Raw genomic sequence first — 12,655 nt, forward strand, 5'->3', positions numbered from 1 at the left:
CGCGCAGGGAGCAAGCGATACGGACGTGGTCGCATTCATGCGCGTTCGATTATATAGCCGCCCTGTACCGTCGTGACTCCGCGCGACTACGTATCGAAGCATCCGCGAGCGGCCGCACCACCGAGCTGGTGTGGTGAGGCTGAAGTTCGCTTCAAATTCGTCATTCCCGCGGACGCGGGAATCCAGAGTAGGAATTTGCCTGGACCCCCGCTTGCGCGGGGGTGACGAACTATCGAGCGTTCCCTATTTCATGTCACGCCCGTCCCTCACCCCCAACCCCTCTCCCGGAGGGAGAGGGGAGCGTCGCGTCCGTATTGGACTGTCGTCCAATACGGAACGATCAATAATGACTCAGGACACTAGCGCCGCGACAGCATCCGCGCACACTCGTTGTTCAGGCGTTGGGGGCGCGCGGCTGGCTGGCTGCCGGCGCGCGGATCGCGGCGGTACAATGGCCGCCTCGTCCTCCCGCCCCGTTTCCCATCGCCATGGCAATCGAGCCGAGCAGCGCGCAGCACAAGGTGGCCATACTGGCCGAAGCGCTTCCCTACATCCGCCGTTTTCACGACAAGACCATCGTCATCAAGTACGGCGGCAACGCCATGACCGACGAGAAGTTGAAGCAGAGCTTTGCGCACGACGTGGTGCTGTTGAAGCTGGTGGGCATGAATCCGGTCGTGGTGCACGGCGGCGGCCCGCAGATCGACGAGCTGCTGAAGCGCCTGGGCAAGCAGGGGGTGTTCGTCCAGGGCATGCGCGTCACCGACAGGGAAACCATGGACGTGGTCGAGATGGTGCTGGGCGGCGCGGTCAACAAGGAGATCGTGAGTCTCATCAACCATCACGGCGGGCGCGCGGTCGGCCTGACCGGCAAGGATGGCTGCTTCATTCGCGCGCGCAAGATGCTGGTGCCCGACAAGGACAAGGCCGAAGCGTGGATCGACATCGGCCAGGTGGGCGAGATCGAGAGCATCGACCCAGCCATCGTGGCGCTGCTCGATTCCGCCGACTTCATTCCGGTGATCGCCCCGATCGGCGCCGGCGCCAACGGCGAGACCTACAACATCAACGCCGACCTGGTGGCCGGCAAGTTGGCCGAAGTGCTCAAAGCCGAGAAATTGATCGTCCTGACCAACACCGCCGGGGTGCTCGACAAGCAGGGCAACCTGCTCACGGGCCTGACACCGCGGCGCATCGACGAGCTGTTCGAGGACGGCACCATCTCGGGCGGCATGCTGCCCAAGATCAGCGCCGCGCTCGATGCCGCGCGCAGCGGCGTCAACAGCGTGCACATCATCGACGGGCGCGTGGAGCACGCGGTGCTGCTGGAGATCCTCACCGATCAGGGCGTGGGCACGCTGATCCGGTCCCGTTAGGCCCCGGTGCGGGGCGGCGTGAGCTTCCCGGGCGAGGGGGGTCGTTGCGAGCTTCCCGGGCGAGGGGCCCCGCTTGCGGGGATCGACCGCAAAGCGAGCGACGCCGGCCACCGACGGCTTGGCGGTTCATCTGCCGCTACGGTTCGGAGGTGGCCCCACGCAGTGGGGATCGACCGCAAAGCGAATGGCGCCGGGCACCGACGGCTTTGCGGTTCGGGTGCATCAATTGGTTCGGAGGTGCCCGCTTGCGGGGATCGACCGCAAAGCGAATCGACGCCCGGCACCGACGGCTTGGCGGTTGATTCACATCAGCCGGTTCGGAGGTGCCGTGCGTACCTGGATCTTCGATCTCGACAATACGCTGCACGACGCCCGCGTGCACATCTTCCCGCAGATGAATCGCGCCATGACCGCCTACGTGCAGACGGCCCTCGGCCTGGACGAGCACGCAGCCGGAGCGCTGCGGGTGGAATACTGGCGCCGCTACGGCGCGACGCTGCTGGGGCTCATGCGCCATCACGGCACCGATCCGCGCCACTTCCTGCTCGAGACGCACCGCTTCACGCATCTGGAGGAGATCCTGCGCAAGGAGCCGGGATTGCGCCATGCGCTCAAGCGGCTGCGGGGGCGGCGCATCGTGTTTTCCAACGCCCCGGCCCACTATGCGCGCGCCGTGCTCAAGGCGCTGCGGATCTCGGACCTGTTCGATGACGTGTGCTCGATCGAGAACACGCGCTTCCGGCCGAAGCCCGACGCCTACGGGTTTTTGCGCGTGCTGCGCCGGAACCGGCTGGCGCCCAGCCAATGTATCATGGTGGAAGACACGCTCGAGAACCTGCGTACCGCGAAGAAGCTCGGTATGCGAACGGTCTGGGTGAGCCGCGCGCACAACGCGCCGGCGTATGTCGACGTAACGGTGCGCAACATCCGCGGCCTGCAGCGCGCCGGGCAGCGGATGCGCTGAACGGGCGGCCGACCAAGCGACGCTGCGGCGTTCGGCAGAGCGCGAGAGGGAGACAACAACGATGCCGGGCAGGAAACCGGGTCAGAGACGGGTCGATATCCTGCATATGCTCGCGCGCATGCTGGAGGCGCCGCGCTGGGAGAAGGTCACCACCGCGGCCTTGGCCGCGCGCCTGGAAGTCTCCGAAGCGGCGCTGTACCGGCACTTCGCCAGCAAGGCGCAGATGTACGAGGGCTTGATCGAGTTCATCGAGGAAACCTTGTTCGGGCTCATCAACCGCATCGGCGCCGAGGAGCCGAGCGGGCTGAAGCAGGTCGAGAAGACGATGACGATGCTGCTCGGATTCGCGCAAAGGAACCCGGGCATGACGCGGGTGCTGATCGGCGATGCGCTGGTGAATGAAGACGAGCGGCTGCAGGCGCGCATCAACCAGCTGCTCGACCGGGTGGAGGCGAGCTTGAAGCAGTCGCTGCGCTTCGCCGCGCAGCAGGGCGAAGTCGACCCGGCCAGCGACGGCGCCGCCTATTCCGCGCTGCTGCTCGACCTGGTGATCGGACGCTGGCACCGGTTCGCCAAGAGCGGCTTCAAGCGCGATCCGATGGCCTTGTGGTCCGAGCACTGGAAGAGCGTGCTCGGTTCGTTCTGATCTTACGCAGAGGCTGCGATGGCAACTTTGAACACGCACCAGCTCGCAGAGATCCTGGTCGGCATCGCGCGTGCTCAGCAGGCGATCATCGACGCGATCGAGTCGAGCAAGGCCGGATTCCGCTCCACCCACCTGTCGCCGACGCTCATGAACGTGGCGCGCGTGCGCGATACCCACCGGCCGCTGCAGCTGACCGATCTGCCGGCACGCGTGCTGCTGCAATGCATGGGGAGAAACGGGCCCGACGTCGAGCAGATCGCGCGCGACATCGAGGCGCTGATCGGGGCTGAACCGAAGCCCTAGGCGGGTGCCTCGGCGCGGTGGCGGCTGCACACCGCGCAGCCGGGGTCGCGGGCGAGGCGCAACGAGCGCCATTCCATGGCCAGCGCATCGACGATGAGCAGCCGGCCGTTGAGCGTCGTGCCGGCTCCGGCGAGCAGCTTCAGCGCCTCGGCCGCTTGCATCGTGCCGACGATCCCGGTCAGCGGCGCGAACACCCCCATGACCGCGCAACGCATTTCCTCCGATTGCGCGTCCTCCGGAAACAGGCAGGCGTAGCAGGGGGCGTCGGCTTGGCGCAGATCGAACACCGTTACCTGGCCGTCGAAGCGGATCGCAGCACCCGAAACGAGCGGCACCCGGTGCGCTACGCAGGCGCGGTTGATGGCGTGGCGAGTGGCAAAATTGTCGGTGCAATCGAGCACCACGTCGCAGCCGCCCACTTGCGCCATGAGGGCCGGGCCGTCCAGGCGCTGCGCGACCGCCTCGATCGTCACTTCCGGGTTGAGCTCCGCCAGGGTCGCACGCGCAGAATCCACCTTGAGCTTGCCCACCGAGGCCGTGCGGTGCACGACTTGGCGTTGCAGATTGGTGAGGTCGACTTCGTCGGCGTCGCAGAGCGTGATCCGGCCGACGCCGGCCGCGGCCAGGTAGATGGCCACCGGCGAGCCGAGACCACCCGCGCCAACCACCAGGGCGTGGCTCGCGCTCAGGCGCTCCTGGCCCTCCACCCCGATTTCGGGCAGGAGGATGTGGCGGCTGTAGCGCAGCAGTTGCTCGTCGGTCATGGCAGCGAGCCCGGTATCGGAGGAACGGCCAATTGTGGCCGCCAGCGGCGGAAAAGAAAACGCCCGGTGGCTGGCCGGGCGTTTCGCGTTCGCAACGACGACTCAGGTTTGCGGTGCTTTCGCGAGCACCGGTTGGCCCTTCAGGTGATTGAGCGCCTGGTTCACCTGGAAGTCGTCCTTCGAGACGATCTCGCCGGGCGCGAGCGGCTTGGGCTTGGGTCGCGGCGCGGGGGTTTGCGGCGCCGTTTCGGCCGGCTCATCCGGCTTTGTGCCTGGGGTGGCGCCGGGCGTTTCCTTTTCGCGATCGTTCAGCAGATGGCGGCCGAGGTCGGCTTCGCGCATGCGCATCGACAGCTCGCTCGGGTTGTAGGGATCTTCCACCACAAGATCGGGGGTGATGCCCTTCGCCTGGATCGAGCGGCCGTTGGGCGTGTAGTAGCGCGCCGTCGTCAGCTTGATCGCGGTATTGTTGCCGAGCGGCATGATGGTCTGCACCGAACCCTTGCCGAAGGTCTGGGTGCCCATCACGACCGCGCGCTTGTGATCCTGCAACGCGCCGGCGACGATCTCGGATGCCGACGCCGAGCCGCCATTGACGAGCACCACCATGGGCACTTTCTTGATTTCCGGCGGCAGCTTCTGGATGTAGTCCTCGCGGGTGCGGCCGCGCAGATAGTGCTCGCCGCTCGCGTTCAGCTTCATCTTCGCGTCTTCGGTGCGACCGTCGGTATAGACGACCAGCGAGTTCTGCGGCAGGAACGCCGCCGAGACGGCAACCGCGCCGTTGAGCAATCCGCCCGGGTCGTTGCGCAGATCGAGGATGAGGCCTTTCAGCTCGCGCTGGTTCTGCTTGTACAGATTGTCGATGTGCTTGACCAGAGCCTCGCCCGTGTGCTCCTGGAATTGCGAGACGCGCACGTAGCCGTAGTCCGGTTCGATCAGCTTCGACTTCACGCTCTGGATCTTGATGATCGCGCGCGTGAGCGTCACGGGGAACGGCGCCGGCTCGCCCTTGCGTACCACGGTAAGCGTGATCGTGCTGTTCGGCTTGCCGCGCATGCGCTTGACGGCGTCGTTGAGCGACATGCCCTTCACCGCGGTATCGTCGAGCTTGATGATGAGATCGCCTGACTGGAGACCCGCGCGCGCAGCCGGCGTGTCGTCGATGGGAGCGACCACCTTGACGAAGCCGTCTTCCATCCCGACCTCGATGCCGAGGCCGCCGAACTCGCCCTGCGTGCCGACCTGAAGCTCGCGGAACGCATCCTGGTCGAGGTAGGCCGAGTGCGGGTCCAGCCCGGTCAGCATGCCGTTGATCGCTTCGGCGAACAGCTTCTTGTCTTCCACCGGTTCGACGTAGTTGCGCTTGATGGCCTCGAACACATCGGTGAACGCGCGCATCTCCTCGACCGGCAGAGGGGTGAGCGAACGCTGGGCGACCGCCGAGTAGTTGATGCTGATCATCACGCCGACCAGAATGCCGACCGTCACCAAACCGATCTGCCGCCATTTACTGAACATGCACTGACTCCTGTCTCGACCTGCGCGAGACTCAGATTACTTCAGATTTAACCAACCCAAGGGGTCAAAAGGCTTACCTTGGTACCTCAATTCAAAGTATAAACCGCTCGCTGTATTTCCGCCGGTCGATCCCACGGTTGCGACGGTCTCGCCGCCGCGCACCGGTTCGCCGACCTGGCTCATCAGGGCTTCATTGTTGCCGTACAGGCTCATGAAACCATCGCCGTGATCCACGATCAACAGATTGCCGAAGCCGCGCAGCCAGTCGGCGAATACGACCCGACCGGCGGCAACCGCTTTCACCTCGCGTCCCGCCGGCGCCTCGATGAACAACCCCCGCCAGGAGAGACCGCTGTCCGCGCGCGGCGTTCCGAACCGTTCGGTCACCTGGCCGCGGACCGGCGCGTGTAGCCGGCCCTTGAGCTGCTCGAAGGGCGCGCCTGTTCGCGGCTCGGCCGACCGGGTCGAAGGCGCCGAACGCGGCGCCGGCTTGCGCGCGGCCAGCATCTTCGCCAGGTCCTGGACCAGCTTGGCGAGCCGGCGCTCGTCGCGCTCGAGCGAGCCGGCCTCCCGGCGCTGGCGTTCGATCTTCGAGCTCAGCTTCGCCAGCACCTGCTTGCGATTCGCCCGTTCGGTCTCGAGCCGCGCGCGCTGCGCGGCTTCCTGATCCTCTATTACGGCAAGTTCCTGGCGCCGCTGAGTCGTCTCCTCGGTCAGCTCGCGCAGCCGGTCCGCTCTAGCGACCAGCCGATCGAGCACCGCCTTACGGGCACGGGCGAGGTAATCCAGGTAGACCCGATCGCGCGCCATTGCGTTCAAGTCCGGTGCACCGGCCAGGATCTCGAACGCTCCCGCGGTGCCGGCGTTGGTGTAGTGCTGGTAGACGAGCCGCGCGGCCAGCGCGCGCTGCTCGGCCAACCGCGCGCGCAGCGACTGCGCTTCGCCGTCGAGCGCGGCGAGCTTCGCTTCGACCTCGCGCCGGCTGGCGGCAAGCGCCTCGAGCTTCCGGCCGGCCTTCGAGATGGCCACCTCCGAGGCTTCCAGCGCGTCGGCTGCTTCGCTGCGCGAGCCCTCGCTGCGGGCGATGTCGCGCTTGAGCTTTTCCAGCCGGGCGCGCAACGCCTTCAGCTCTTCGCCCGGCGCCGGTGCAGCCCACGCCGGCGCAGCCCACAGCAGCGCGACCGTGCAGGCCAGCACGACCGTGCAGGCGAGCGCGCTGCTTCGCGTCACGTCCAGCGGATGAGCGACTGACCGGTCATCTCGCCCGGCTGCGGCAAGCCCATCATGGCGAGGAGCGTGGGCGCGATGTCGCTGAGCGCCCCGGTGGGCGCAAGGGTTGCCTTGCGGCCGACATAGAGCAGCGGCACCAAATTGGTCGTATGCGCCGTGTGCGCCTGGCCCGTCTGCGGGTCCTGCATCATCTCGGCGTTGCCATGATCGGCGGTGACGAGCACTTCGCCGCCCGTCTCGCGCATGGCGCCGAGCACCCGCCCGAGGCATTGGTCGAGGACTTCGATCGCCCGCGTCGCCGCATCGAGATTGCCGGTGTGACCCACCATGTCGGCATTGGCGTAGTTGCAGATGATTGCCTGAAAGCGCTGCGAGCGGATCGCCGCTTCGAGTTTCTCCGTGACCTCGAACGCGCTCATTTCCGGTTTCAGATCGTAGGTCGCCACCTTGGGCGACGCAACCAGGATGCGTTCTTCGCCAGCGTAGGGCGTCTCCACCCCGCCGTTGAAGAAATACGTCACATGCGCGTACTTCTCGGTCTCGGCGATGCGCAGTTGACGCAGCCCCAACTCGGCGATGTACTGGCCGAAGCTCTTGTCGACGCGCTGCGGCGGGAATGCGACCGGCAGATCGAATTCCTCGCCGTAGCTCGTGAGCGTGCAGTAGCAGGCGAGATCCGGGCGCCTGGCGCGCTCGAAGCCGTCGAACGCGGGGTCGGTGAGCGCGCGAGTGAGTTGCCGGGCGCGATCGGCGCGAAAATTCATGAACACGACCACGTCGCCGTCCTGCATCCCGCGCGCCGGCTCGCCCCGGGCGCGTACGACGGTCGGTTTCACGAACTCGTCGCTTTCGCCGCGCGCATAGGCCGCTTCGAGACCGGCCAGAGCCGTGTCGGCCTGGAGCTCAGCGGCGTCTTCGGTCAGCAGCCGGTACGCAGCCGCGGTGCGCTCCCAGCGCTGGTCGCGGTCCATCGCGTAGTAGCGCCCGCAGATCGAAGCGATGCGGCAGCCCGGGTGTGCGGCGCAGCGTTGCTCGAGCCGCCGCAGCGATTCGGCGGCGCTCTTGGGTGGGGTATCGCGGCCGTCGAGAAAGGCATGCACGCGGATATCCGCGGCACCGCCGGCGGCGGCCATGTCGATGAATGCGAAGATCTGGTTCTCGTGGCTGTGCACGCCGCCCGGCGAGAGCAGTCCCAGCACATGCAGCGCCGAGTGCTTGTCGCGCGGCAGCGCCGAGTGCTTGTCGCGCGGCAGCGCCGAGTGCTTGTCGCGCGGCAGCGCCGAGTGCTTGTCGCGCGCGGTCATAACGGCTTTTGCCAAAACCTCGTTCGAACCGAGCTCGCCGTTGCGGATCGCCAGCTCGATGCGCGTGAACTCCTGGAAAACGACCCGCCCCGCGCCGATGTTGAGGTGGCCCACCTCCGAATTGCCCATCTGCTCGGGCGGCAGGCCCACGTGCAATTCGGAAGCGTTGATGGTGCTGTGGGGAAACTCGGCCCAGTAGCGGTCCCAGTGAGGTGTGTGCGCGCGCTCGATCGCATTGTCCGCGCCGTCGTCGCGATAGCCGAAGCCATCCAGGATGATGAGCAGTACCGGGGTGACGTTCATCGTTTCCATTCTATGCTATCCTCGCCGCGTTGCAGCCTGAAATCAAGTACTTCCATAGGAAACAAGCGCGGAAAACAAGCGCGCGGGACGAGCCGCGGCAGGCCTGCCGGAAGGCACGGTCGACGCAGGGTTCGATAGCCCGCGACCCGTGTTCGTTCACGGCCGGGGCGCCCGGCGCACTCTCGAACGGCGCACGGGTCGAATCCCCGGGCCTGTGCAACACGCCTTCCGTCATTTCGCAAAGCAACCACTATGCAGCCGGACATCTGGGCATTTCTGCAAAAGAACATCTTTCTCGTCGCGGTAGCCTTGATCAGCGGGGCCATGCTCATGTGGCCCCTCATCCAGCGCTTGACCGCAGGCGGGGGCGGCAGGGAAGTGAGCGCGCAGCAAGCCGTGCAGTTGATCAACCGCCGCGATGCCGTCGTTCTCGACGTGCGCGATGCGCAGGAGTATGCCTCGGGCCATATCGCCAATGCGCGCCATATTCCGGCCGGGGAAGTCGGCAAACGGATCGCGGAACTCGACAAGGTCAAACAGCGTCCTGTCATAGTGGCCTGCCGCACCGGGGCGCGGGCCGCAGCCGCCTGCGCGCTGTTGCGCAAGAACGGTTTTGCGGAAGTGTTCGCGCTCAAGGGCGGCATCGTCGGCTGGCAGCAGGCCAGTCTGCCGCTGGCGAAGTAGGGGAGCCGTGAGCCTGGCGGCGGCAGCGTCGAAAGCGGGTCCCGATCGCATGGCGGCCGGATGGAGAAGGTTCGTGCAGAAAGTTCTGATGTATGCCACCGCCGTATGCCCGTACTGTATCCGGGCGGAACAGCTCCTGCGCGCCAAGGGCGTGCAGGAAATCGAAAAGATTCGGGTGGACCTCGATCCGGCGCGACGCAACGAGATGATCGGGCGCACCGGCCGGCGCACCGTGCCGCAGATCTACATCGGCGCCACCCACGTCGGCGGTTGTGACGATCTGTATGCGCTGAACCAGGCCGGCAAGCTCGACGCACTGTTGGCCTGACGTTACCATCGACCCATTTCAGTGAAGGAATTTCGATGAGCAGTGAGCCCATCCAGCCCGTCTTCACGATCGACAAGCTGTACGTGAAGGACCTGTCCCTGGAGATCCCGAACGCCCCGCAGATCTATCTCGAGCGCGAGCAGCCGAAAGTCGATCTGCAGATCCAGAACGCCGCCACGCAAATTGGTGACGGCGTCTTCGAAGCCTCGCTCACCGCGACGGTAACCGCCAAGATCGGCGACAAGACGATGTTCCTCATCGAGGTCACCCAGGCGGGCATCTTCCAGATCCGCAACCTCGGCAAGGAAGACATGGACATGGTGCTCGGCGTCGGCTGCCCGAACATCCTCTATCCGTACCTGCGCGAGGTCGTGTCCGATTGCGCCACGCGCGCGGGTTTCATGCCGGTGGTGCTCGCGCCGATGAATTTCGAAGCGCTCTACGTTCAGCGCCTGCAGCAACAACAGCAGCAACAGGCTCAGGTGACCGCGCCCGCGGGCAACGCCTGAGCGCGCTTGCCAGCAAGCCGATGATCGACCGGCAAGACGCTCCTGCAAGCCGGCGCGGGCCGGCTTCCTGGCGTGTCGCGGCGGCGACCTTCGTCGCGCTCGCCAGCACCCTCGTTTCCGCGGCCGATTTCCGCTCGACCACGGCAGCGGCAACGGTGTGGTACGACGCGCCTTCCACCAAATCGAAACGATTGTATGTGGTGAGCCGCGGCTATCCGGTCGAGGTGCTGGTTTCGCTCGAACGCTGGACCAAGGTTCGCGACGCGGCCGGCAGTATCGGCTGGGTCGAGGCGAACACGCTCGCCGCCAAGCGCATGCTGGTGGTGAAGCCGAAGATGGCCGAGGTCCGCAGTGCCCCTGACGAGGCGGCGCCGGTGGCGTTCCGGGTCGGGCAGAACGTGCTGCTGGAGTGGATGGAGACGCTGCCCAACGGCTGGACGCGGGTGCGCCACGGCGAAGCCGGCCTGGGATTCGTGCGCACCGGCGAAGTCTTCGGCTGATGAAGCTCGCGGTGCAATGAAGCTCGCGGTGCAATGAAGCTGGCGGTGCAATGAAGCTGGCGGTGTAATGAAGCTGGCGGTGTAATGAAGCTAGCGGTGCTTGGGGCGGGAGCCTGGGGCACGGCGCTGGCCATCGTGCTCGCGCGGAAGCACTCGGTGGCTCTCTGGGCGCGCGATGAGGCCCACGCCCGCGTGCTGGCCGACACGCGCCGAAACGATCGTTACCTGCCCGGATTCGAGCTTACGGCCGCGATCGACGTGAGCGCCGAGCTTGCCCGCACGCTCGCGGGCGCCGAGGCCGCGGTGTGCGCCGTGCCGATGTCGGGATTGCGCGAGCTCATGGGTCGACTGCCGCACGACGAGACGCCGCTCGTGCTCGTCTGCAAGGGATTCGAGCCGGCGAGCGGACTGCTCGCGCACGAGGTGGTGCAATCGGTGCAGTCCGGCCGCATGCTGTGCGCCCTGTCGGGACCGAGCTTTGCCGCGGAAGTGGCAGCGGGTCAGCCGACGGCGGTGGTGCTCGCTTCGGCGGACGTGCGGCTTGCCGCAAGCCTGGCGCGCGCGCTGCACAACGCGCGGCTGCGCATCTACTCCAACGACGACCTGGTCGGGGTCGAAGTCGCCGGCGCGGCCAAGAACGTGATGGCCATTGCGGCCGGCATTTGCGACGGCCTGCGCCTGGGCCATAACGCGCGCGCGGCGATGATCACGCGCGGGCTGGCCGAGATCTCGCGACTCGGCACACGGCTCGGCGGCCGGGTCGAGACCTTCATGGGATTGGCCGGCGCGGGCGACCTGATCCTCACCTGCACCGGCGACCTGTCGCGCAACCGCACCGTGGGACTGCGCCTCGCCGCCGGCGAACCGCTGCCCGAGATCCTGCGCAGCCTCGGCCATGTCGCCGAAGGCGTGAGCACCGCTTACGAGCTGGCGCGGCTGGCGTCACTGAAGAGCGTGGAGATGCCGATCACGCGCGCCGTGTGTGGCGTGCTCGATGGCGCACTCGCCCCGGCGGCCGCCGTCTCGGCGCTGCTCGAGCGCGACCTGCGGGCCGAGTTCTAGCCCGACTGTGAAAGTGGGGCTGGCTCGGACTTCTGCACCGTGAGCGGGACCACCATCGATCGCTTGAACTGCATCATCGCCCGCGCCGTCTTCAACCAAGTCGTCGCGTGCGCGCTCATCCGAAAGGCTCGCGTGGTCGACGCCATACGCTAACGACCTGACTCGCGTCAACACATCGCGGGTCGCAAATGCGCAGAATGTCACGTCGTGGTGCCGCGTCCCGTCAAAAAGATGCGCGTCGGCGTATGCCCTAATTGACAGGGCGCGCACGCGCAAACATGATCGCGCAAGCCACGTCGCTTCGTATGGCGCGCGCATGTTCGGGGGCTGTCGGTCACTGACTACGTGGGAGGAGAATCATGCTGCGCCGGATGGCACCCTGGATCTTCGCATCGCTCCTTGCTTGTTTTCCGCTGTCCCTGCAGGCCCTGCCGTTTTTCGTTGCGGGCGACTCTGATCGACCTGGCGGAATCGTCGATGTCGGTTTGGGCGAACAGAACATCGTCAAGTTCGATACCGCGACCATCGAAGTCCTGTTCGATAAGGACGTTCTGTCGTTTCAGGGTGCAAGCCTCGGCGAACTGATCTCCGACCCTGGCTTGGGATTCGTGCCCCTCGTGATCAATGTGGGAATCGGCAGCGTCCTAGTCAGCCTGGTCGGCGGACTGGAGGAGATCACGGGAAGCGGCGAGCTTTTGCGGATATCGTTCGAAATTGAGGCGACGGCGCTTCCCGGTCCTAGCCTCGTTTCATTTCGATGCCCGAGCCTGGCGACGTGCGAATCCGATTATGACATTCCGGAGATCCCGGAGACGACAGGGACCGTTACCGTCCTGAGTCCGAGCACGCCGATCCCGCTGCCGTCGTCCGCGTGGCTGCTCGCTCTCGGGCTGGCGGCCGCTTTCGTGGTACGGATACGGTCGTAGCACCCGGCCGGCTTTCGGCCTGCGCCAGCTTGCTGGCGTTCAGCGACCAAGGTTTGCAAGATGCGGGGCATGCGTTCGGTCTAGAACCGAGCATGCTCAAGCGGCCGCGCGAGTGGCATCGAATCCGAGCATTCGGGCGGACACTGCAACTGAAATCGGTCCAACATCCCGGGCGAATGCGCATGTTCCGCGTACGCCCGTTCCGGGTGTAAGGCAAACCCGGACGCTTTTGCCT

General features: G+C 66.2%; 14 protein-coding genes. 10 read left to right on the forward strand and 4 right to left on the reverse strand.

Translation table 11 applies throughout. The annotated features are described in order from the left end of the window. Nucleotides 1-488: 488 nt before the first annotated feature. The 4 genes from argB (at nucleotide 489) to GEV05_08730 (ending at nucleotide 3,289) form a co-directional block, all read left to right on the forward strand. Nucleotides 489-1,376 carry an acetylglutamate kinase gene (gene argB, locus GEV05_08715; GenBank protein ID MPZ43468.1) on the forward strand — a complete coding sequence of 296 codons (888 nt, stop codon included), beginning with the start codon at nucleotides 489-491 and terminating at the stop codon, nucleotides 1,374-1,376. A 184-nt stretch (nucleotides 1,377-1,560) separates the two neighbouring features. Then, nucleotides 1,561-2,340, forward strand: coding sequence for a pyrimidine 5'-nucleotidase (locus GEV05_08720; protein MPZ43469.1), 780 nt, complete (start codon nucleotides 1,561-1,563; stop codon nucleotides 2,338-2,340). A 61-nt stretch (nucleotides 2,341-2,401) separates the two neighbouring features. Further along, nucleotides 2,402-2,986, forward strand: a complete 585-nt coding sequence (slmA, locus tag GEV05_08725) for a nucleoid occlusion factor SlmA (GenBank protein MPZ43470.1) — start codon at nucleotides 2,402-2,404, stop codon at nucleotides 2,984-2,986. Between the two features lie 18 nt (nucleotides 2,987-3,004). Continuing rightward, the gene (locus GEV05_08730; protein ID MPZ43471.1) at nucleotides 3,005-3,289 is read left to right on the forward strand and encodes a hypothetical protein; all 285 of its coding nucleotides are present in this window, start codon (nucleotides 3,005-3,007) and stop codon (nucleotides 3,287-3,289) included. On the opposite strand, the gene moeB is transcribed toward GEV05_08730, so the two are convergent. The 4 genes from moeB to GEV05_08750 form a co-directional block, all read right to left on the reverse strand. Next, nucleotides 3,286-4,053, reverse strand: a complete 768-nt coding sequence (moeB, locus tag GEV05_08735; GenBank protein ID MPZ43472.1) for a molybdopterin-synthase adenylyltransferase MoeB — start codon at nucleotides 4,051-4,053, stop codon at nucleotides 3,286-3,288. The two genes, GEV05_08730 and moeB, sit on opposite strands and share 4 nt — an antisense overlap. Before the next feature lie 102 nt (nucleotides 4,054-4,155). Beyond that, nucleotides 4,156-5,574: a PDZ domain-containing protein gene (locus tag GEV05_08740; GenBank protein MPZ43473.1), complete on the reverse strand. Its 1,419-nt coding sequence runs from the start codon at nucleotides 5,572-5,574 to the stop codon at nucleotides 4,156-4,158. Between the two features lie 36 nt (nucleotides 5,575-5,610). Further along, entirely contained in the window at nucleotides 5,611-6,384 is a 774-nt protein-coding gene (locus GEV05_08745; GenBank protein ID MPZ43474.1) for a peptidoglycan DD-metalloendopeptidase family protein, read from the reverse strand. Between the two features lie 416 nt (nucleotides 6,385-6,800). Beyond that, nucleotides 6,801-8,411 (reverse strand): 2,3-bisphosphoglycerate-independent phosphoglycerate mutase, encoded by a 1,611-nt coding sequence (locus tag GEV05_08750; GenBank protein ID MPZ43475.1) that lies wholly within the window; start codon nucleotides 8,409-8,411, stop codon nucleotides 6,801-6,803. A gap of 252 nt (nucleotides 8,412-8,663) precedes the next feature. Between GEV05_08750 and GEV05_08755 the strand changes: the two genes are divergently transcribed. The 6 genes from GEV05_08755 to GEV05_08780 all read left to right on the forward strand — a co-directional run bounded on the left by GEV05_08755 (nucleotide 8,664) and on the right by GEV05_08780 (nucleotide 12,420). Then, complete coding sequence (locus GEV05_08755) at nucleotides 8,664-9,095, forward strand: rhodanese-like domain-containing protein (protein ID MPZ43476.1); 432 nt, start codon at nucleotides 8,664-8,666, stop codon at nucleotides 9,093-9,095. A gap of 88 nt (nucleotides 9,096-9,183) precedes the next feature. After that, nucleotides 9,184-9,423, forward strand: a complete 240-nt coding sequence (gene grxC, locus GEV05_08760) for a glutaredoxin 3 (GenBank protein MPZ43477.1) — start codon at nucleotides 9,184-9,186, stop codon at nucleotides 9,421-9,423. Nucleotides 9,424-9,458: 35 nt separating this feature from the next. Further along, nucleotides 9,459-9,932: a protein-export chaperone SecB gene (gene secB / locus GEV05_08765; protein MPZ43478.1), complete on the forward strand. Its 474-nt coding sequence runs from the start codon at nucleotides 9,459-9,461 to the stop codon at nucleotides 9,930-9,932. 20 nt (nucleotides 9,933-9,952) lie between these two features. Continuing rightward, complete coding sequence (locus GEV05_08770) at nucleotides 9,953-10,432, forward strand: SH3 domain-containing protein (GenBank protein ID MPZ43479.1); 480 nt, start codon at nucleotides 9,953-9,955, stop codon at nucleotides 10,430-10,432. A gap of 84 nt (nucleotides 10,433-10,516) precedes the next feature. Next, complete coding sequence (locus tag GEV05_08775; protein ID MPZ43480.1) at nucleotides 10,517-11,494, forward strand: NAD(P)H-dependent glycerol-3-phosphate dehydrogenase; 978 nt, start codon at nucleotides 10,517-10,519, stop codon at nucleotides 11,492-11,494. Between the two features lie 359 nt (nucleotides 11,495-11,853). Next, the gene (locus GEV05_08780; protein MPZ43481.1) at nucleotides 11,854-12,420 is read left to right on the forward strand and encodes a hypothetical protein; all 567 of its coding nucleotides are present in this window, start codon (nucleotides 11,854-11,856) and stop codon (nucleotides 12,418-12,420) included. The last annotated feature ends 235 nt before the right edge of the window (nucleotides 12,421-12,655 follow it).

The organism is Betaproteobacteria bacterium, from assembly GCA_009377585.1.
GTDB lineage: Bacteria > Pseudomonadota > Gammaproteobacteria > Burkholderiales > WYBJ01 > WYBJ01.

Bases quoted from the DNA above. Each gene is read 5' to 3' on its own strand.
- GEV05_08745 (MPZ43474.1), bottom strand. From the start codon at position 6,384: ATGGCGCGCGATCGGGTCTACCTGGATTACCTCGCCCGTGCCCGTAAG.
- GEV05_08720 (MPZ43469.1), top strand. From the start codon at position 1,561: ATGGCGCCGGGCACCGACGGCTTTGCGGTTCGGGTGCATCAATTGGTT.
- argB (MPZ43468.1), top strand. From the start codon at position 489: ATGGCAATCGAGCCGAGCAGCGCGCAGCACAAGGTGGCCATACTGGCC.
- GEV05_08750 (MPZ43475.1), bottom strand. From the start codon at position 8,411: ATGAACGTCACCCCGGTACTGCTCATCATCCTGGATGGCTTCGGCTAT.
- grxC (MPZ43477.1), top strand. From the start codon at position 9,184: ATGTATGCCACCGCCGTATGCCCGTACTGTATCCGGGCGGAACAGCTC.
- GEV05_08755 (MPZ43476.1), top strand. From the start codon at position 8,664: ATGCAGCCGGACATCTGGGCATTTCTGCAAAAGAACATCTTTCTCGTC.
- GEV05_08775 (MPZ43480.1), top strand. From the start codon at position 10,517: ATGAAGCTAGCGGTGCTTGGGGCGGGAGCCTGGGGCACGGCGCTGGCC.
- GEV05_08780 (MPZ43481.1), top strand. From the start codon at position 11,854: ATGCTGCGCCGGATGGCACCCTGGATCTTCGCATCGCTCCTTGCTTGT.
- secB (MPZ43478.1), top strand. From the start codon at position 9,459: ATGAGCAGTGAGCCCATCCAGCCCGTCTTCACGATCGACAAGCTGTAC.
- GEV05_08740 (MPZ43473.1), bottom strand. From the start codon at position 5,574: ATGTTCAGTAAATGGCGGCAGATCGGTTTGGTGACGGTCGGCATTCTG.
- GEV05_08770 (MPZ43479.1), top strand. From the start codon at position 9,953: ATGATCGACCGGCAAGACGCTCCTGCAAGCCGGCGCGGGCCGGCTTCC.
- GEV05_08730 (MPZ43471.1), top strand. From the start codon at position 3,005: ATGGCAACTTTGAACACGCACCAGCTCGCAGAGATCCTGGTCGGCATC.
- slmA (MPZ43470.1), top strand. From the start codon at position 2,402: ATGCCGGGCAGGAAACCGGGTCAGAGACGGGTCGATATCCTGCATATG.
- moeB (MPZ43472.1), bottom strand. From the start codon at position 4,053: ATGACCGACGAGCAACTGCTGCGCTACAGCCGCCACATCCTCCTGCCC.